This is a genomic window from Micromonospora sp. NBC_00389, assembly GCF_036059255.1.
Taxonomy (GTDB): domain Bacteria; phylum Actinomycetota; class Actinomycetes; order Mycobacteriales; family Micromonosporaceae; genus Micromonospora.
Genome location: NZ_CP107947.1, coordinates 2,411,833 through 2,427,938 on the forward strand (window position 1 = coordinate 2,411,833; position 16,106 = coordinate 2,427,938).

The window sequence follows — 16,106 nt, forward strand, 5'->3', positions numbered from 1 at the left end:
CGGCCGTACTTCTCCCGGCCGGCCAGCGCCCCGGTCGGCGGGCTGTTCACACGGCTGTCCCCGGAGATCCACGATCGCCCTCTAGCCGGGACGGTCCGCCGCCGCTAGCGTCTAGGCATGGCACGGGGTTCTCCCGAGCCAACCGGCCCGCCCGGACCTGCGACCTCGCGCACGGGGCCCGCATCCGACCCCGTGTCTCCGGGCACCGGACGAGGCGGAACACGGGTGGCCGGGTGCCCATCCGTCGGAGCAGGCCTGTGACGACTCGCCGTACCACCGCCGGTGCCGACCAGACCCCGGCCGCGACTGCCACGACCCGCCGCGCCACCCGGAGCCGCCGTACGGCGGCCGCCGCGCCGGCCGATCCCAAGGAGCCGCGACCAGCCGGCCAGGCGTTCGTCCTGGACACGTCCGTGCTGCTCTCCGACCCGGCGGCATTCCACCGGTTCGCCGAGCACGAGGTGGTGCTGCCACTGGTGGTCATCACCGAGTTGGAGGGCAAGCGGCACCATCCGGAGCTGGGCTGGTTCGCCCGACAGTCGCTGCGGATGCTCGACGAGCTGCGGATCCAGCACGGTCGGTTGGATCGTCCCGTGCCCGCCAACGACGCCGGCGGCACGCTGCGGGTGGAGCTGAACCACACCGACGACGGCGTACTGCCGCCCGGGTTCCGCACCGAGAGCAACGACGCCCGCATCCTCTCCGTGGCGCTCAACCTCGCCGCCGAAGGGCGGGAGGTCACCCTGGTCAGCAAGGACATGCCGCTGCGGGTCAAGGCCGCCTCGGTGGGCCTGCGGGCTGACGAGTACCGGCACGGCCAGGCCAGCGATCCGACCTGGACCGGGATGTCCGAGCTGGAGCTGGGTGAGGAGCAGATCGGTCGGTTGTACGCCGGTGAGTCGCTCGACATCGACGAGGCGGCCGGGCTGCCCTGCCACACCGGCCTGGTGCTGCACTCGGCGCGCGGCTCCGCGCTCGGCCGGGTGTTGCCGGACAAGTCGGTGCGGTTGGTCCGGGGTGATCGGGAGGCGTTCGGGCTGCACGGCCGCTCGGCCGAGCAGCGGGTCGCCCTCGACCTGCTGCTCGACGAGTCGATCGGGATCGTTTCGCTGGGCGGTCGGGCCGGCACCGGCAAGTCGGCGTTGGCGCTCTGCGCCGGGCTGGAGGCGGTGATGGAGCGCCGCCGGCACAAGAAGGTGATCGTGTTCCGCCCGCTGTACGCCGTCGGCGGCCAGGAGTTGGGCTACCTGCCCGGGTCGGAGTCGGAGAAGATGTCGCCGTGGGCCCAGGCGGTCTTCGACACGCTCGGCGCGGTGGTGCACGAGAACGTTCTGGAGGAGGTCACCTCGCGGGGCATCCTGGAGGTGCTGCCGCTGACCCACATCCGTGGGCGCAGCCTGCACGACGCCTTCGTGATCGTGGACGAGGCCCAGTCTCTGGAGCGCGGGGTCCTGCTGACCGTGCTGTCCCGGATCGGGCAGGGCTCACGGGTGGTGCTCACCCACGACGTGGCCCAGCGGGACAATCTGCGGGTTGGCCGGCATGACGGCGTGACGGCGGTCATCGAGGCGCTCAAGGGCCATCCGCTCTTCGCCCATGTCACGCTCAGCCGTTCGGAGCGGTCGCCGATCGCAGCGATGGTGACGGATCTGTTGGAGGACATCCCACTCTGATGGTGCTTATATAGGGTTTTGTCCGCATTTTTAGTGTGGCACAGATCACAAACGGGTCGGTTGGTTTCCCATCAGCCTCACTGTGCGCGATGGTGTCCCACGAGCGTCCACGCACCACAGGCATCGTTGGTGATCGTTCGTCCCGAGATGGACGGACATCGGCGAAGGTCGGTGCGTCGGCGCGACCGGCACCGGTCGGGGCGCTCGCGGTACGGCTGACGGCCCTCCTGTGGCCTGACGCCGCGCCGCGTCCTTGCCCCCGACGAAGGGACCACTTCGTGAGTCGGCTGTGGAGCCGGTTGGGCGCCCGTACGGCTGCTGTCGCGTTGCTCTCTGTGGGCGTTGCCGGTGGCTTCTACCTGGGCGACGACCGGGAAACCCAGCAACAGGGCCTGACCGCGCAGGTCGGCCTCGAGGTCGACCGCGCTGATTTCGCGTACCAGCGCGAGCGGCAGTCCGCCCACCAGGTGAAGTTCGCCAAGCAGCGGGCCGCCGAGTACCAGGCCAAGCTGCGGGCGGCGCAGGCCGCCAAGGAAGCCGCCGAGCGGGCCCGTAAGGCCGAGGCAGCCGCGGCGTCCCGCAAGCGCGAGCGGGAGGCCCAGAATGCCGCCCCCAAGCCGTACGACGGGCCGATCCCGGCGTCCTGCGCCGAGTTCAGCGGCAACCGCAAGATCGGCTGCGCCATGATGATCGAGGCGGGTTTCGGCATCGCCGAGTTCCCGTGCCTGGAGAAGCTCTGGACCAAGGAGAGCGGCTGGAACCACAAGGCCAGCAACTCCTCGTCCGGTGCGTACGGGATCCCGCAGGCCCTGCCGGGCAGCAAGATGGGTACCGTCGCCGACGACTGGCGGACGAACCCGGCCACCCAGATCAAGTGGGGGCTGGGCTACATCAAGGGCAGGTACGACACGCCCTGCGGTGCCTGGGGCTACTTCCAGAGCAACGGCCACTACTGACGGGGTCGATGGCGGGGTGGGTGGGCGATCACCCGCCCCGCCATCACACGTACCGGGCCCGCCAGGACGGGACGCGAGTGGCGGCTGGCCGGTTTTGCTGATAGCAGTTGTGGAGTGACCCTGCAGCCTGGAAGCGGCGACCCCAACCGGTTCGGCACCGAGGCGTTCTACGCGGCGCTCGGCCGGGCCTTCGTCGCGATGTGCGCGGTGGTCCCGTTCCTCTTCCTCATCGAGGCCGTCGACCAGGGGCTGGCGTTCGGCCTGGACGCCACCGCCGGCATCATCCCGAAGCGCATCGACGGGCTGGACGGGGTCTTCTTCTCCCCGTTCCTGCACCACGGCTTCGACCACCTCTACAGCAACAGCATCCCGCTGATCCTGCTGGGCACCTTCGTGCTCGCTGCCGGCGCCCGCCGGTTCCTCTGGTCGACCCTGATCATCATCCTGGTCAGTGGGCTCGGCGTCTGGTTCACCGGCTCGCCCAACTCGGTCGTGGTCGGCGCCAGCGGGGTGATCTTCGGGTACCTGGGCATCCTGCTCACGCGGGGCATCTTCGAGCGCAGTTGGTGGAACTTCGCGGTCTTCCTGCTGGTCGGCCTGCTCTACGGCTGGCAACTGGTCGGCATCCTTCCCACCGACGAGCGGATCTCCTGGCAGGGTCACCTGTTCGGGCTGCTGGGCGGGGTGGTGGCCGCGATCCTGTTCCGCCGTCGCCGGCCGGTCGCCGGTGGTCCCGACTACTCCGGGTCCACCCTCAGCCTGTCCTGACCGGTTCCTCGGCGCGCCCCTGGGACGTGCTTGCCCGACCGCTGCCACCCGCCTACCGTCGAGATCAGCAAGCGTTGATCCGTGAGCGGAAAGCGACGGTACGCCATGCGCGAGGTCGACATCGCCGTGATCGGGGCCGGTCCGGCCGGCCTCTTCGCGGCGTACTACGCCGGGTTCCGAGGGTTGTCGGTGGCGGTGATCGACGCGCTGCCGGAGCCCGGCGGACAGGTCACCGCGATGTACCCGGAGAAGCTGATCCTGGACGTGGCCGGCTTCCCCGCCGTCAAGGGCCGCGACCTGGTGGCCAACCTGGTCGCCCAGGCCGCCCCGTTCGGGCCGCAGTACCTGCTCGGCACCCGGGCCGAGAAGCTCTCGTACGCCGACGACCGGCCGGTGCTCGGCCTGGCCGGCGGTGAGCAGCTGGCCTGCGGCGCCGTCGTGGTCACCGGCGGGCTGGGCAGCTTCAGCCCTCGGCCGCTGCCCTGCGCCGACGGCGCTCCCGGGGCGGGGATCGTCTACTTCGTCACCGAGCCGGCCGAGCTGGCCGACCGGGACGTGCTGATCGTCGGTGGCGGCGACTCGGCCTTCGACTGGGCGTTGACGCTGCAACCGCTGGCCCGCTCGGTGACCCTCGTGCACCGACGCGAGAAGTTCCGGGCACACGCCTCGACGGTCGCCCGGGTGCTGTCGCTGCCCGTGCGGGTGGTGGTCAACGCCGAGGTCACCCGGCTGTTGGGGGACGGCACGGTGACCGGTGCCGAGGTGACCGTGCGCGGCGGCGCGGCCGAGACGCTGCCGGTGGACACTGTGGTGGCCGCACTCGGCTTCACCGCCGACCTGGGCCCGCTCGCCGAGTGGGGGCTGCGGCTGGACCGCCGGCACATCCTGGTGGACAGCGCGATGGCGACGAACCTGCCCCGGGTCTTCGCGGCCGGTGACATCACCGAGTACCCGGGCAAGGTCCGACTGATCGCGACGGGCTTCGGCGAGGCCGCGACGGCGGTGAACAACGCGGCGGTGGCCATCGACCCGAGCGCCCACCTGTTCCCCGGGCACTCCTCCGACGCCGGCTGAACGCCGGTATCGGAAGCAGACCGCTCCGTAGCCGGACCGAGACGCCCCGACGCGACCCTGATTGGATGAGCGGTCCCGAGACACCGCACGACGGCGCACCCACGACGCTGGCCTGGCTCTGCCACCCGGCGACGCTGCTCGCCCTGCTCGTCCTGGTGGTCAACGATCACCTGCTGAAGCCGGCCTTCCCCGGCCTGCTGACCGGCAAGCTCAGCGACGTCGCCGGCCTGCTGCTCGCGCCCCCACTGGTCGCGGTGCTGCTGACCCTCCTGGTGCCGCGCCTGCCGGCCCGGGCCGCCGCGCTGGCCGGGCTGGTCGCGGTGGGCGCCGGGTTCGCGGTCGTCAAATCCAGCGGGTACGCCGCCGAAGTCGCCTCGTCGGCCTGGAGCGCGCTGGCCGGGCCGTCGCTGGTCCGGGCCGACCCCACCGACCTGCTCACCCTGCCGGCGCTCGCGCTGGCCTGGTGGTGCTGGACGCAGGCCCGTGAGCGGCCGGTGCGATACCGGCTGGCCCGGCTGGTACGGCTGCTGGTGGTGCTGCCGCTGGCGCTGGTCGCGGTGACCGCCACCAGCCCGGCCTACTTTCCGTACGCCCTCGGCGTCACCCTGCTTGACGACCGTCCGGCGATCTCGGTCGGCTCGGGTGCCACGTCCTGGCCGCAGCGTGCGGCGGACGGGCAGTGGGCGGTCAGCGACGACGGCGCGACCACCTGGCGGCTCGCCACGGAGGCCGAGCAGCCGCGACTGTCCGACCTCGACGATCCGAACCGGCAGGCGTGCGTGCCGGCCGAGCCGCGGCGGTGCTACCGGGTGGTCGCGGGTCAGCTGCGGGTGGAGCAGAGCGACGACGCCGGTGTGAGCTGGCGGGCCGCCTGGGAGGTGTCGGACGGGCGGCGTGAGGAGCTGGCCCGCCGGTTCCCGAACCCGGGTGACATCCAACGGCACTTCGCCTCCCGCGAGCTGATCGTCTATCCCACCGTCAACGGTGGTCACGGGTGCTGGTCGCCAACGGCCGGGACGGCTTCCTGCGCCGCCTGCCGGACGGCGAATGGCGGCGCGACGGCTTCCTCGGGCAGGAGGGTCCACAGGGAACGTACTGGAGGGGTCTGCCGGCGCTGGAGGATGGCGGGCCGGGTCAGCGGCAGACCGACGTGCTGCTTGTCGTCGCGGTGGCGCTCACCCTCGGGTTCCTGGTTACCGTCGTCGCCGCCCACCTGACCGTCCGCCGCCGCGGCGGCCCCTTCTGGCCCGGCCTCGCCGGTGCGCTGTCGATGTCCTTCGTCGTGGTGGCCCTGGCGGCGGTCTGGCCCCGCAGCGATGATCTCGGCACGGTGCTGGCGGTGTTGATGGCCGTGCTGCCACTGGGTGCGCTGACGGCGATCGTCATGCTGGGCTCCGCGTGGTACGCGGGTGGGACCCGTCGGTGGACCGCCCGGGTGGCCGGCGGGTTCCTGCTCACCCTGATTCTCGTTGGCCTGCCGTTGACCGGCTGGTTGTACGGCGCTCCGGAGCGAGGTCGGATGGCGTTGCTGCTGGCCGGGTTGGCCACCGTGCCCGGCCTGCTGCTGGCCTGGTGGGTGGCCCGGTTGCCGGACCCGGTTCGCGTCCACGTCGAACCGTCCTACCCGCCGCCGTGGACGTCGGTGCCACCGGGCTGACCGGTGGTGTCCACTCCGGTCAGCCCGTTTGGGGCAGGCCGATCAGGTCGGCCAGCAGCCCGACCTGGTGGTCGAAGTACGCGTCCCGGTGCTCGACGGTCCGGTTGAGCCGGCCGAACAGCTCGAAGCTGATCAGCCCGAAGAGCTGGGTCCAGCCGGCCATGCCCCGGGCCAGCAGGGCGGGGGGCAAGCCGGGAAAGAACGCGTCGGCCAGCTCGGTCAGGTCGTCGTGCAGCGGCGTCGGCAGCTCTTCGGCGGGCGGCGGGCTGAGCAGGCCGGCCTCCAGCCCTTCGCGGAGCAGGCTGACCAGGGTCAGCGGGGGGCGCTGGGCCGGGCCGACGGTGTCGTCCGGGGCGGCGTATCCGGGGACCGGGCTGCCGTAGAGCAGCGCGTATTCGGCGGGGTGGGCGAGTGCCCAGTCCCGGGCCGCCCGGCAGGCCGCCTGCCAGCGGGCGCGGAGGTCGACCCGGTCGGGGGCGGCGACCGCGGCCGCCTCCACCGTTTCGCCGAGTGCGTTGTACGCCTCGATGATCAGCGCGGTGAGCAGGTCGTCCCGGCTCGGGAAGTAGCGGTAGATGGCCGACGAGACCATGCCCATGTCCCGGGCCACCGCGCGCAGCGAGAGGTTCGCGCCATCGGTGGCGAGGTGCTGGCGGGCGACCACCTTGATCTCGTCGAGCATTTCGGCGCGGACCCGGGCGCGGACCGAGGAAGCGGGCATGGGGCCAGTCTGCCACGGATCGGAGCGCCAATCAAAAAAGAGAGCACCGCTCTTGACGCAGTCGTGTTGGCGGGCCATGCTGGGTGAGCAACCGAGAGCACCGCTCTTGATTTGTACCCCCGCTTCCAAGGAGTTCCCATGGCACTGCACGTGATCGTCGGCACCGGCCCGGTCGGCACCGCGACCGCCCGCCTTCTCGCCGAACGAGGTGAGCGGGTCCGGGTGATCAGTCGCCGGGGTGCCGGGCCGGAGCACCCGTCCATCGAACGGATCGCCGCCGACGCCGCTGACGTCGACCGGCTCAGCGTGCTGACCGACGGCGCGCAGGCGCTGTACAACTGCGCGAACCCGGCGTACCACCGCTGGTCCATCGACTGGCCGCCGCTGGCCGGTGCGCTGCTCGCCGCCGCCGAGCGGTCCGGCGCGGTGCTCGCCACGGTCGGCAACCTCTACGGGTACGGACCCGTCGACGGCCCGATGACCGAGCAGACCTTGCCGGCGGCGACCGGCACCAAGGGGCGGGTACGCAACCAGATGTGGGCCGACGCTCTCGCCGCCCACCAGGCCGGTCGGGCTCGGGTCACCGAGGTACGGGGCTCCGACTATCTCGGTGTGGACGGCACTTCGCTGGCGATGATGGTGCTGCCCCGGGTGCTCGCCGGGCAGCGGGTCTTCCTGCCGGTCGACTGGGACGCCCCGCACACCTGGACGTACATCCCGGACGTCGCCCGTACCCTCGTCGCCGCCGCGACCGACGCAGGCGCGTGGGGACGGCCCTGGCACGTGCCCAGCGCGCCGGCAGCACCGATGCGTGAGCTGGCCACCCGGGCCGCGGCGCTGGCCGGAGTGCCCGTGCCGCGGCTGACCCGGATGCCCTACCCGGTGCTGTGGCTGGGCGGCCTGGCCAATCCGTTCGTCCGGGAACTGCGGGAAACCGCCTACCAGTTCGACCGGCCGTTCCTGATGGAATCGGCCGCCACCACCGCCGCCCTGGGTGTCGAGCCGACCCCGCTGGACGACGCGCTCACGGAGATCGTCGCAGCTCTGCGCCGCTGAGCCCGCCCGTCCCCGCCGCCGACCCGCCAGTGGCTCAGCGGCGGGACGGCGGGGCGAGCGCGGCGATCAGCACGGCCACCATGGCCAGCGCTGCCCCGAGCAGGGTGTCCACGCCGAGGTGCGAGGCCGCCGTGGGCAGCAGCAGGTCCAACAGGACGGCCCCCACGACCTGACCGGCGATGGTGGCCAGGCCGAGCAGCAGCACACCGGTGAAGCGCACGATCGTCGCGGCGATCGCGATGAACACGATGCCGATCGGGCCACCCAGGTAGAGCCACGGCTCGGTCGGCAGCTGGCCGGTCGGCCAGCCGCGTACCGCGAGGTCGATCGAGAACGCGACGAGCAGGGTGACCGTGCCGACGGCGAAGTTGACCAGTGTGGCGGTCAACGCGTTGTCGGCCGCCGCCCGGACCCGGCCGTTGACCGCCTGCTGCCAGGCGATGCCCATCCCGGCCAGCAACGGCAGCAGGGCCAGCGCCAGCGTGCCCGGGTCCTCGAGTCGGTCGCCGACCGCCAGGGCGACGGCCAGCACGATGAGCACCGCACCGGCCAGCCGCTGCCGGGTGATCGGCTGCCGGCCCGTCGGCCCGATCCCCGCCCGGTCCACGGCGAGGCTGCTGCCGGTCTGGCCGGCGACCACCGCCACGGTGAAGACCGCCACGCCCAACGAGCCGATGGTGAGCCCCTGGGTGGCCACCAGGAACGCCCCGCACATTCCGCCCAGGCACTGCCACGGCCGCAGCGCGCCCGCCGTGAGGGCAGCCCGCAGCGCGACCAGACCCCGTCGCCCGCCCGGGGTGGCCGGCACCAGCACCAGCAGCACCAGCAGGCCGAGGCCGAACGAGACCACCGCGGCGGCGAACCCGTCGGCCAGGCGTACCCCCAGCTCGCCGTTGATTCGAGACTGCACCGCCACCGCGACCCCGGAGACCGACGCCAGCGCGACGCCGGTGATCCGGCGGGTGGCTGAGAGGGACTGCGGTGTCGCAGTGCCGGTGGCGGTCACTCCTGCTCGGCCAGCGGCCGACCGTCGAAGTCGACGGCCGAGTAGAGCGCCAGCTTCTCCAGCCGGTGGTACGAGTCGATCACCCGGATGGTCCCGCTCTTCGAGCGCATCACGATCGACTGGGTGTACGCGCCGCCGGCCCGGTAGCGAACTCCGCGCAGCAGGTCGCCGGAGGTGACGCCGGTCGCCACGAAGAAGCAGTTGTCCCCGGTGACCAGGTCGTCGGTGCTCAGCACGCGATCCAAGTCGTGCCCGGCGGCCAGCGCCTTCTCCCGCTCCTCGGCGTCGCGCGGCCAGAGCTTGGCCTGCATCGCCCCGCCCATACACTTCAGCGCGCAGGCGGAGATGATGCCCTCGGGGGTGCCGCCGATGCCCATCAGCACGTCGACATCCGACTCGCCCCGGGCTGCCGCGATGGAGCCGGCGATGTCCCCGTCCGAGATGAACCGGATGCCCGCCCCGGTCCGGCGGATCTGGGTGACCAGGTCGTCGTGGCGGGTGCGGTCCAGCACGCAGACCGTCACTTCGGAGACGTCGGTGCCCTTGACCTTGGCGATCCGGCGCAGGTTTTCGGCGACCCCGGCGTTGATGTCCACCACGTCGGCGTACGCCGGCCCGACGGCGAGCTTCTCCATGTAGAAGACCGCGCTCGGGTCGAACATCGCACCCCGCTCGGAGACGGCGAGCACCGCCAACGCGTTCGGCATGCCCTTGCTCATCAGCGTGGTGCCGTCGACCGGATCCACGGCGACGTCGACCTCCGGGCCGGTGCCGTCGCCAACCTGCTCGCCGTTGAAGAGCATCGGGGCGTTGTCCTTCTCGCCCTCGCCGATCACAACGACGCCGCGCATCTGGATCGAGTTGATCAGCTTGCGCATGGCGTCGACGGCGGCCCCGTCGCCGCCCTCCTTGTCGCCCCGGCCGACCCAGCGGCCAGCGGCCATCGCCGCGGCCTCGGTGACCCGGACCAGGTCGAGGGCAAGGTTACGGTCGAGATCCTGTGGGATCCGCGTCCTGGTGTTCGTCATGACGGCTGCTCCTCCTCGCGACGGTGCGGGGACGACCGGCAGGGCGTGGCCCGCTGCCGGCTTTGTCGCTGATCCTCACACGATGGCTGACCCGGCCTCGGCGCGGGGCGGTGATGGGCCGGATACCGCCGGTCGGGCGGCTGCGAAGATGGCAGGGTGGAACCCGCTCAGCCAGCCGACCGCGTACCCGCCGACCGCACGCCGCCCGGCGGCCAGCCGCCGGCCGCCGTCCCCACCGGCCCCGGTGGTGAGCCCGCCGCGACCGACCCGACGACGCCGCCGGCCGGCGAGCCGGCCCTGGTCGCGTCGGGCCCGGCCGCCGCGCCACCGGTGAACGAACCGGCCCCGGGCCGACCCGTGGCCGGGGTCGACGCCGTGGAGACCGGCGAGCGGCCCGCACCGCCGCCGCCTGTGCAATCAGCCCGATCCGAGCGGTCGCCGAAGGACATGGCGATATCGCTGCTGGTACTGCTGGTCCCGATCGCGCTGCTGCTGGCGTTCTACCGGGGCTTCCTCGGTGGCGACCAGGCCGCCACGGTCGATCCGGCGCCAGCGATCGACCAGGCCCAGTCGGCGAACGCCTTCCCGGTGAGCCGGCCGCAGGGGCTCGGCTCTGACTGGCGTACGGTCAGCGCCCGGTACCAGACCGTCGAGGGCGGCGCGAATCTGCGAATCGGTTACCTCACCCCGGAAGGACGGGGTGTGCAGCTGTTGCAGAGCAGCGTGCCGGCGGAGCGCCTGCTTCCGGCCGAGCTGACCGACCAGGCCCAGCCGCAGGGCCCGACGGAGCTGGCCGGACGCACCTGGCAGCGCTACACCGCCCGGGGCAATCAGCAGGCGCTGGTCCTGCTGGAGCCGACCCGTACGGTCGTCGTCGTCGGCGACGCTCGGGACAACGAACTGCGCCAACTCGCCGGCGCACTGCGCTGACCGGCCCCGTTCCGTACGCCCTCCATGGCCGGGTGGGCCATTCGCTAGGCTGCCCCGGCTCGGTCCGGCTGCACCATGCATGCCGGGCCATGTCCGTCTCGGCGAAGTGAGATTTTTGTGAACATTCGACGGTGGAGCGTCGGCGTCCTCGCCGCCACCCTGCTCGTCCCCGGCCTGGCCGCGTGCAACTCCGACGCTGCCGAGCCGGCCGCCGCCCCGAGCCCGTCCACCCCGGCCGATCCGAAGGAAGCGCTGCTCGCCTCCACCAAGGAGATCGCCAAGGGCAACTTCACCTTCACCCTGGTGGGGGACGGTACGACCGGCGGCGGCCTGGTGCACAAGCCCAGCAACAGCGCACAGTTCACCGTGAAGTTCGGTGACGCGTCCGAGGACATGTCGATCGAGATGGACCTGATCTACATCGACTCGGAGAGCTGGGTCAAGATGGACCTCGGTGGCGCCATGTTCGCCGCCGTCCCCGGTGCGGCAAAGAACAAGGGCAAGTACCAGCACCTCGACAAGACCAAGATCAAGGATGTCAAGGATCTCCAGCTGGACCCGGAGACGCTCGACCCGCTCGACAGTGACGCGCTGGTCAAGAGCGTGACCGAGGTGCAAAAGACCGGTGAGGGCACCTACACCGGCAAGATCGACATTTCCGCCGCCACCGAGTCGGCCGCCCTCGACGAGGAGGTCGTCACGGCGCTGGGCGCGCAGGCCAAGGCGCTGCCGTTCACGGCCAAGCTGGACCCGCAGGGCCGGCTTACCGAACTGGCCATCTCCGTGCCGGTCGCCGGCGAGACCGCGGCGCACGACATCAAGATCGGTTACGCGGACTACGGGACCGGCGCCGGCGCGCAGAAGCCGCCGGCGGACAAGGTCGTCGAGGCTCCGGCGGAGACGTACGAGCTGTTCAAGTAGGTCGACAGGGCGGACCGGGGTGGCCAGGGGCCACCCCGGTCCGGTTCTCCCGGCACCGATCACCTTCGGGTAATCGGACGGAACGGTGATTGTCCGGCGCGTCGGCAGGGAACAGAGAGGGAGTGACCCGGGCGCGCTGCTCGGCCCGGGTCGCGCGACGCAGCCGACGGTGCTGCTGCGTCGCCCGGTTTCCGGCGCCGACCAGGTCGTCGGGTGACCCCCTTGGGAGACACACATGACTGTTCGACGACTCAGTGCCGGCCTGGTGGCCGCCGCGCTGTTCACGCCCGCCCTGGCCGCCTGCACCAACGGTGGGACCGGTACCGCCGGATCGACCGCGTCGCCGACGGCGACCGCGTCCGGCGCGGCGGCCCCTTCCGGCACGCCCGTCGCGGGCGATGCCAAGCAGGCGCTGCTCGACTCCACCAAGGAGATCAGCAACGGGAACTTCCGGTTCACCCTCGCCGGCGCCGGCTCGACGGCGGAGGGCCAGGTGCACCAACCGAGCCAGAGCGCGGCCATGAAGATCGCCATCGGCGGTCCCTCATCCGACCTCGCCATGAAGCTCGACGTGATCCACTTCAAGCCGGACAGCTGGGTGAAGCTGGAGCTGACCGGCCCCACCGCCAACAGCCTGCCCGCCATCAAGCAACTCAACCTCGGCAAGTACCAGCACCTGGACCAGACCCGGATCAAGGGCAACCGGAGCCTCGGCTTCGACTTCGACAAGGTCGACCCGGCCGGCAGCGCCGTGCTGACCCAGGGCATCACCGAGGTCCGGAGCACCGGCACCGGCACGTACGCCGGCACCATCGACGTCACCAAGGCGGCCGAGGCCGGTTCGCTGAACGCCGCCACGATCGCCGCGCTCGGCACGCAGGCGAAGACCGTCCCATTCACCGCGAAGGTGGACCCGCAGGGCCGACTCACCGAGCTGGTGCTGCAGATGCCGGCCGCCGGGCAGACCGCCGCCCAGGAGATCCGGATGACGTACTCCGACTACGGTGCCGCCACCGCAGCGCAGAAGCCGCCGGCGGCCCAGGTCGTCGAGGCGCCCGCCGAGCTGTACAGCCTGTTCAACTGACCGTCGTCGTGGTGTTCGCCATCGACTCGGTGGCGGCGAACGGGTGGGGCGACTCCGGTCGCCCCACCGGCGGTCAGGAGGCGGGGTCCTGCCGGGCCGCCTCGATCCGGGCCCGGGCGCCGTCCAGCCAGCGCTGGCAGATCACCGCCAGCGCCTCGCCACGCTCCCAGAGCGCCAGCGACTCCTCCAGGGACGTCCCGCCGGCCTCCAGCCGCTCGACCACCGAGGCCAACTCGGCGCGGGCCTGCTCGTAGCTGAGCCGCTCGTCCGGCCCGGCCTTCGTATCGTCAGTCATCGCGTCCATCTCAGCACACCACTCGTCGGCCGTCGCGCCCCGCCACTCAGCCGTCCACCGTCGCGGCCAGCTCGCCGTCGGCCAACCGGACCCGCAGCGGGTCGCCCTTGCCGACCTCGGCCGCCGCGCGGACCACGTGACCGTCCGCGCGCTGCACGATCGCGTACCCCCGGTCGAGGGTGGCGGCGGGGGAGAGGGCGCGCAGCCGGGCCAGGGTGTGTCGCAGCTCGTCGTCGGCCGCGCCGAGCCGGTGGTCCAGGCAGCGTCCGGCACGCTGGCGCAGCGCGGCCAGCTCGGTCGCCCGCTGCTCCACCATCACCTGCGGGCGGGCCAGCACCGGTCGGGAACGCAGCGCGTCGAGCCGGTGGGACTCCCGGTCGACCAGGTTGCGTACCGCCCGCTGGAGACGGTGCCGGGCCTGGCCGATGAGGCGTACCTCGTCGGCGAGGTCGGGGACCACCCGCTTGGCCGCGTCGGTCGGGGTGGAGGCACGGACGTCGGCGACGTAGTCGACCAGTGGCGCGTCCGTCTCGTGGCCGATGGCGCTGACCACCGGGGTACGGCAGCCGAACACCGCGCGACAGAGCGCCTCGTCGGAGAAGGGCAGCAGGTCCTCGATGCCGCCACCGCCCCGGGCAATGATGATCACCTCGATGCTCGGGTCGGCGTCCAGCACCTTGAGCGCGTCGATGATCTGCGGCACCGCCGATGGGCCCTGCACGGCCACGTTGACGGTGCGGAACTCCACCGCCGGCCAGCGCCGTCGAGCGTTGGTCAGCACGTCCCGCTCGGCCGCCGACGCCCGGCCGGTGATCAGCCCGATCCGGCCGGGCAGGAACGGCAGCCGGCGCTTGCGTGCCCGGTCGAACAGCCCCTCGGCGGCGAGTAGCTTCTTGAGCTTCTCCAACCGGGCCAGCAGCTCGCCGAGCCCCACCTGGCGGATCTCGTCGGCCCGCAGACTCAGCGTGCCCCGGGCGGCGTAAAACTCCGGTTTGGCGTGCAGCACCACCCGGGCGCCCTCGCGCAGCTCCGGCGCGCCGGCGTCCAGCACGTCCCGGTTGGTGGTGACGGTCAGGCTCAGGTCGGCCGACGGGTCACGCAGGGTGAGAAAGACGGTGCTGGCCCCGGGTCGGCGGCTGATCTGCGCCACCTGCCCGTCCACCCACACCCAGCCGAGCTTCGCGATCCAGGCGCCCACCTTCTGGCTGACAACCCGAACCGGCCACGGCTCCTCCGCACTGCTCCGCGCCCCGTCGCCCACCCGCCCACCCTACGGACCCTCGCGGTGATCAAGAAGTTTGCGTCAGCTCCGGGCGCGTTTCTGACGCAAACCTCTTGATCACCGAGGCCAGGCGTGGGCGGGGCGGGGAGAGGGGGCGTGGGGTGTGGTGCGGCTCGCAGGCGCTGTCGGTGGGAGGCGGGACACGTACGATGGGCTCGTGACCGAGGCTCAGGCGACCCCCCAGACCGGCAAGCGCGTGCTCCTGGCCAAGCCCCGCGGCTACTGCGCGGGCGTCGACCGCGCGGTGCAGACCGTCGAGGAGGCGCTGAAGCTCTACGGCGCCCCGATCTACGTCCGCAAGCAGATCGTGCACAACAAGCACGTCGTGCAGACCCTGGAGGCGCTGGGGGCGATCTTCGTGGAGGAGAACGAGGAGGTGCCGGAGGGCGCCACCGTCATCTTCTCCGCGCACGGCGTGGCCCCCGAGGTCTACGAGCAGGCGAAGGAGCGGTCGCTGAAGGCGATCGACGCGACCTGCCCGCTGGTCACCAAGGTGCACCAGGAGGCGAAGCGTTTCGCCGCCGAGGACTACGACATCCTGCTGATCGGCCACGAGGGGCACGAGGAGGTCGTCGGCACCGCCGGTGAGGCTCCCGCGCACATCCAACTGGTGGACGGCCCCGACGGCGTCGACAAGATCACCGTCCGTGACCCGGAGAAGGTGGTCTGGCTCTCCCAGACCACGCTGTCGGTGGACGAGACGCTGGAGACGGTCGCCCGGCTCAAGCAGCGGCTGCCGCTGCTCCAGTCCCCGCCCAGCGACGACATCTGCTACGCCACCTCCAACCGGCAGCACGTGGTCAAGGAGATCGCCCCGGAGTGCGACGTGGTGATCGTCGTCGGCTCGACGAACTCCTCCAACTCGGTCCGGCTGGTCGAGGTGGCTCTGGACGCCGGCGCCCGCGCCGGTCACCTGGTCGACTTCGCCCGCGAGATCGACGACGCCTGGCTGACCGGTGCCCGCACCGTCGGCGTGACCTCCGGCGCGAGCGTCCCGGATGACCTGGTCCAGGAGGTGCTGGAGCACCTGGCCGCGCGCGGGTTCGCCGACGTGGAGGAGATCACCACCGCCAACGAGCGGCTCACCTTCTCGCTGCCGCAGGAGCTGAAGCGGGACATGAAGGCCGCGGCGGCCCGCGGTTGATCAGCGTCGGCCGGGTCCCGGCGGGAACGCCCCGCCGCCCCGGCACGTCGAACCGGGCATGAGGACCCTTCGGCTCGTCGTCCCCGCCCTGCTGGTCTGCGCGGCGCTGAGCGCCTGCGGCGAAACGGACGGTCCCGGCACCCCCGCCCCGAGCGGGCCGTCACCGGCCACCGGGCAGCCCAGCCCGTCCGCGACCGTCCCGTCGCCCTCCGGGCCGGCGACACCCGCACCCTCCTCGACGCTCAAGCCACCCGGTGGACCGACACTCCCACCGCCGGTCGGGGCCACCGAGCTGACCGGCACGATCACGCGGGGCGTGGAGCCGAACTGTCTGCTGCTGGATGGCTACCTGCTGATCGGGGGCCCCCGGGACGTGCTGACCGCCGGTGCCCGGGTGACCGTCACCGGCCGGGTCGAGCCGGGCATGATGACCACCTGCCAGCAGGGCACCCCGTTCGTCGTGGAGGGCGCGCACCCGAGCTGACCCGGCCGGTGGGCCAGCCCGCCGACC

17 protein-coding genes are annotated in these 16,106 nt (G+C 72.1%); 12 read left to right on the forward strand and 5 right to left on the reverse strand.

Annotated features, from left to right (window positions below):
* The first annotated feature begins 257 nt into the window (after window positions 1-257).
* The 6 genes from OG470_RS11610 (at window position 258) to OG470_RS11635 (ending at window position 6,128) form a co-directional block, all read left to right on the forward strand.
* Window positions 258-1,673 (forward strand): PhoH family protein, encoded by a 1,416-nt coding sequence (locus OG470_RS11610; protein ID WP_328423522.1) that lies wholly within the window; start codon window positions 258-260, stop codon window positions 1,671-1,673.
* Between the two features lie 278 nt (window positions 1,674-1,951).
* Entirely contained in the window at window positions 1,952-2,629 is a 678-nt protein-coding gene (locus tag OG470_RS11615) for a lytic transglycosylase domain-containing protein (RefSeq protein WP_328423524.1), read from the forward strand.
* A gap of 114 nt (window positions 2,630-2,743) precedes the next feature.
* A complete protein-coding gene (locus OG470_RS11620) occupies window positions 2,744-3,397 on the forward strand; it encodes a rhomboid family intramembrane serine protease (protein WP_328423526.1) in 654 nt (217 codons plus the stop codon).
* A gap of 105 nt (window positions 3,398-3,502) precedes the next feature.
* Window positions 3,503-4,471 (forward strand): NAD(P)/FAD-dependent oxidoreductase, encoded by a 969-nt coding sequence (locus tag OG470_RS11625; RefSeq protein WP_328426309.1) that lies wholly within the window; start codon window positions 3,503-3,505, stop codon window positions 4,469-4,471.
* Between the two features lie 65 nt (window positions 4,472-4,536).
* Window positions 4,537-5,688, forward strand: coding sequence for a hypothetical protein (locus tag OG470_RS11630; protein WP_328423530.1), 1,152 nt, complete (start codon window positions 4,537-4,539; stop codon window positions 5,686-5,688).
* Window positions 5,622-6,128 (forward strand): hypothetical protein, encoded by a 507-nt coding sequence (locus tag OG470_RS11635; RefSeq protein ID WP_328423532.1) that lies wholly within the window; start codon window positions 5,622-5,624, stop codon window positions 6,126-6,128. Before OG470_RS11630 ends, OG470_RS11635 begins: the two co-directional genes overlap by 67 nt.
* A 19-nt stretch (window positions 6,129-6,147) precedes the next feature.
* On the opposite strand, the gene OG470_RS11640 is transcribed toward OG470_RS11635, so the two are convergent.
* Complete coding sequence (locus OG470_RS11640) at window positions 6,148-6,849, reverse strand: TetR/AcrR family transcriptional regulator (RefSeq protein ID WP_328423534.1); 702 nt, start codon at window positions 6,847-6,849, stop codon at window positions 6,148-6,150.
* Window positions 6,850-6,987: 138 nt separating this feature from the next.
* Here OG470_RS11640 and OG470_RS11645 point away from each other — a divergent pair, with 138 nt between their 5' ends.
* Window positions 6,988-7,905, forward strand: coding sequence for an NAD-dependent epimerase/dehydratase family protein (locus tag OG470_RS11645; RefSeq protein WP_328423536.1), 918 nt, complete (start codon window positions 6,988-6,990; stop codon window positions 7,903-7,905).
* Between the two features lie 34 nt (window positions 7,906-7,939).
* Here OG470_RS11645 and OG470_RS11650 read toward each other — a convergent pair whose 3' ends face one another.
* Together OG470_RS11650 and glpX are read right to left on the reverse strand one after the other, a co-directional pair.
* Complete coding sequence (locus tag OG470_RS11650) at window positions 7,940-8,911, reverse strand: DMT family transporter (RefSeq protein WP_328423538.1); 972 nt, start codon at window positions 8,909-8,911, stop codon at window positions 7,940-7,942.
* Complete coding sequence (glpX, locus tag OG470_RS11655; RefSeq protein ID WP_328423540.1) at window positions 8,908-9,939, reverse strand: class II fructose-bisphosphatase; 1,032 nt, start codon at window positions 9,937-9,939, stop codon at window positions 8,908-8,910. Before glpX ends, OG470_RS11650 begins: the two co-directional genes overlap by 4 nt.
* A gap of 156 nt (window positions 9,940-10,095) precedes the next feature.
* Here glpX and OG470_RS11660 point away from each other — a divergent pair, with 156 nt between their 5' ends.
* The 3 genes from OG470_RS11660 to OG470_RS11670 all read left to right on the forward strand — a co-directional run bounded on the left by OG470_RS11660 (window position 10,096) and on the right by OG470_RS11670 (window position 12,874).
* Window positions 10,096-10,869 carry a DUF4245 domain-containing protein gene (locus OG470_RS11660; RefSeq protein ID WP_328423542.1) on the forward strand — a complete coding sequence of 258 codons (774 nt, stop codon included), beginning with the start codon at window positions 10,096-10,098 and terminating at the stop codon, window positions 10,867-10,869.
* A gap of 117 nt (window positions 10,870-10,986) precedes the next feature.
* Window positions 10,987-11,790 carry a hypothetical protein gene (locus tag OG470_RS11665; protein WP_328423544.1) on the forward strand — a complete coding sequence of 268 codons (804 nt, stop codon included), beginning with the start codon at window positions 10,987-10,989 and terminating at the stop codon, window positions 11,788-11,790.
* Window positions 11,791-12,025: 235 nt separating this feature from the next.
* The gene (locus OG470_RS11670; RefSeq protein WP_328423546.1) at window positions 12,026-12,874 is read left to right on the forward strand and encodes a hypothetical protein; all 849 of its coding nucleotides are present in this window, start codon (window positions 12,026-12,028) and stop codon (window positions 12,872-12,874) included.
* Between the two features lie 73 nt (window positions 12,875-12,947).
* On the opposite strand, the gene OG470_RS11675 is transcribed toward OG470_RS11670, so the two are convergent.
* Both OG470_RS11675 and xseA read right to left on the reverse strand, forming a co-directional pair.
* On the reverse strand, window positions 12,948-13,169 hold the full coding sequence (locus OG470_RS11675; protein WP_203174416.1) for an exodeoxyribonuclease VII small subunit: 222 nt from the start codon (window positions 13,167-13,169) through the stop codon (window positions 12,948-12,950).
* A gap of 46 nt (window positions 13,170-13,215) precedes the next feature.
* Window positions 13,216-14,430: an exodeoxyribonuclease VII large subunit gene (xseA, locus tag OG470_RS11680; RefSeq protein ID WP_328423551.1), complete on the reverse strand. Its 1,215-nt coding sequence runs from the start codon at window positions 14,428-14,430 to the stop codon at window positions 13,216-13,218.
* 178 nt (window positions 14,431-14,608) lie between these two features.
* On the opposite strand from xseA, the gene OG470_RS11685 reads away from it, so the two are divergent.
* Together OG470_RS11685 and OG470_RS11690 are read left to right on the forward strand one after the other, a co-directional pair.
* Window positions 14,609-15,595, forward strand: coding sequence for a 4-hydroxy-3-methylbut-2-enyl diphosphate reductase (locus OG470_RS11685; protein ID WP_328423553.1), 987 nt, complete (start codon window positions 14,609-14,611; stop codon window positions 15,593-15,595).
* A 58-nt stretch (window positions 15,596-15,653) separates the two neighbouring features.
* Complete coding sequence (locus tag OG470_RS11690) at window positions 15,654-16,079, forward strand: hypothetical protein (RefSeq protein ID WP_328423555.1); 426 nt, start codon at window positions 15,654-15,656, stop codon at window positions 16,077-16,079.
* Window positions 16,080-16,106: the final 27 nt, after the last annotated feature.

Bases quoted from the DNA above. Each gene is read 5' to 3' on its own strand.
- OG470_RS11625 (WP_328426309.1), top strand. From the start codon at position 3,503: ATGCGCGAGGTCGACATCGCCGTGATCGGGGCCGGTCCGGCCGGCCTC.
- OG470_RS11630 (WP_328423530.1), top strand. From the start codon at position 4,537: ATGAGCGGTCCCGAGACACCGCACGACGGCGCACCCACGACGCTGGCC.
- OG470_RS11640 (WP_328423534.1), bottom strand. From the start codon at position 6,849: ATGCCCGCTTCCTCGGTCCGCGCCCGGGTCCGCGCCGAAATGCTCGAC.
- OG470_RS11645 (WP_328423536.1), top strand. From the start codon at position 6,988: ATGGCACTGCACGTGATCGTCGGCACCGGCCCGGTCGGCACCGCGACC.
- glpX (WP_328423540.1), bottom strand. From the start codon at position 9,939: ATGACGAACACCAGGACGCGGATCCCACAGGATCTCGACCGTAACCTT.
- OG470_RS11670 (WP_328423546.1), top strand. From the start codon at position 12,026: ATGACTGTTCGACGACTCAGTGCCGGCCTGGTGGCCGCCGCGCTGTTC.
- OG470_RS11675 (WP_203174416.1), bottom strand. From the start codon at position 13,169: ATGACTGACGATACGAAGGCCGGGCCGGACGAGCGGCTCAGCTACGAG.
- OG470_RS11690 (WP_328423555.1), top strand. From the start codon at position 15,654: ATGAGGACCCTTCGGCTCGTCGTCCCCGCCCTGCTGGTCTGCGCGGCG.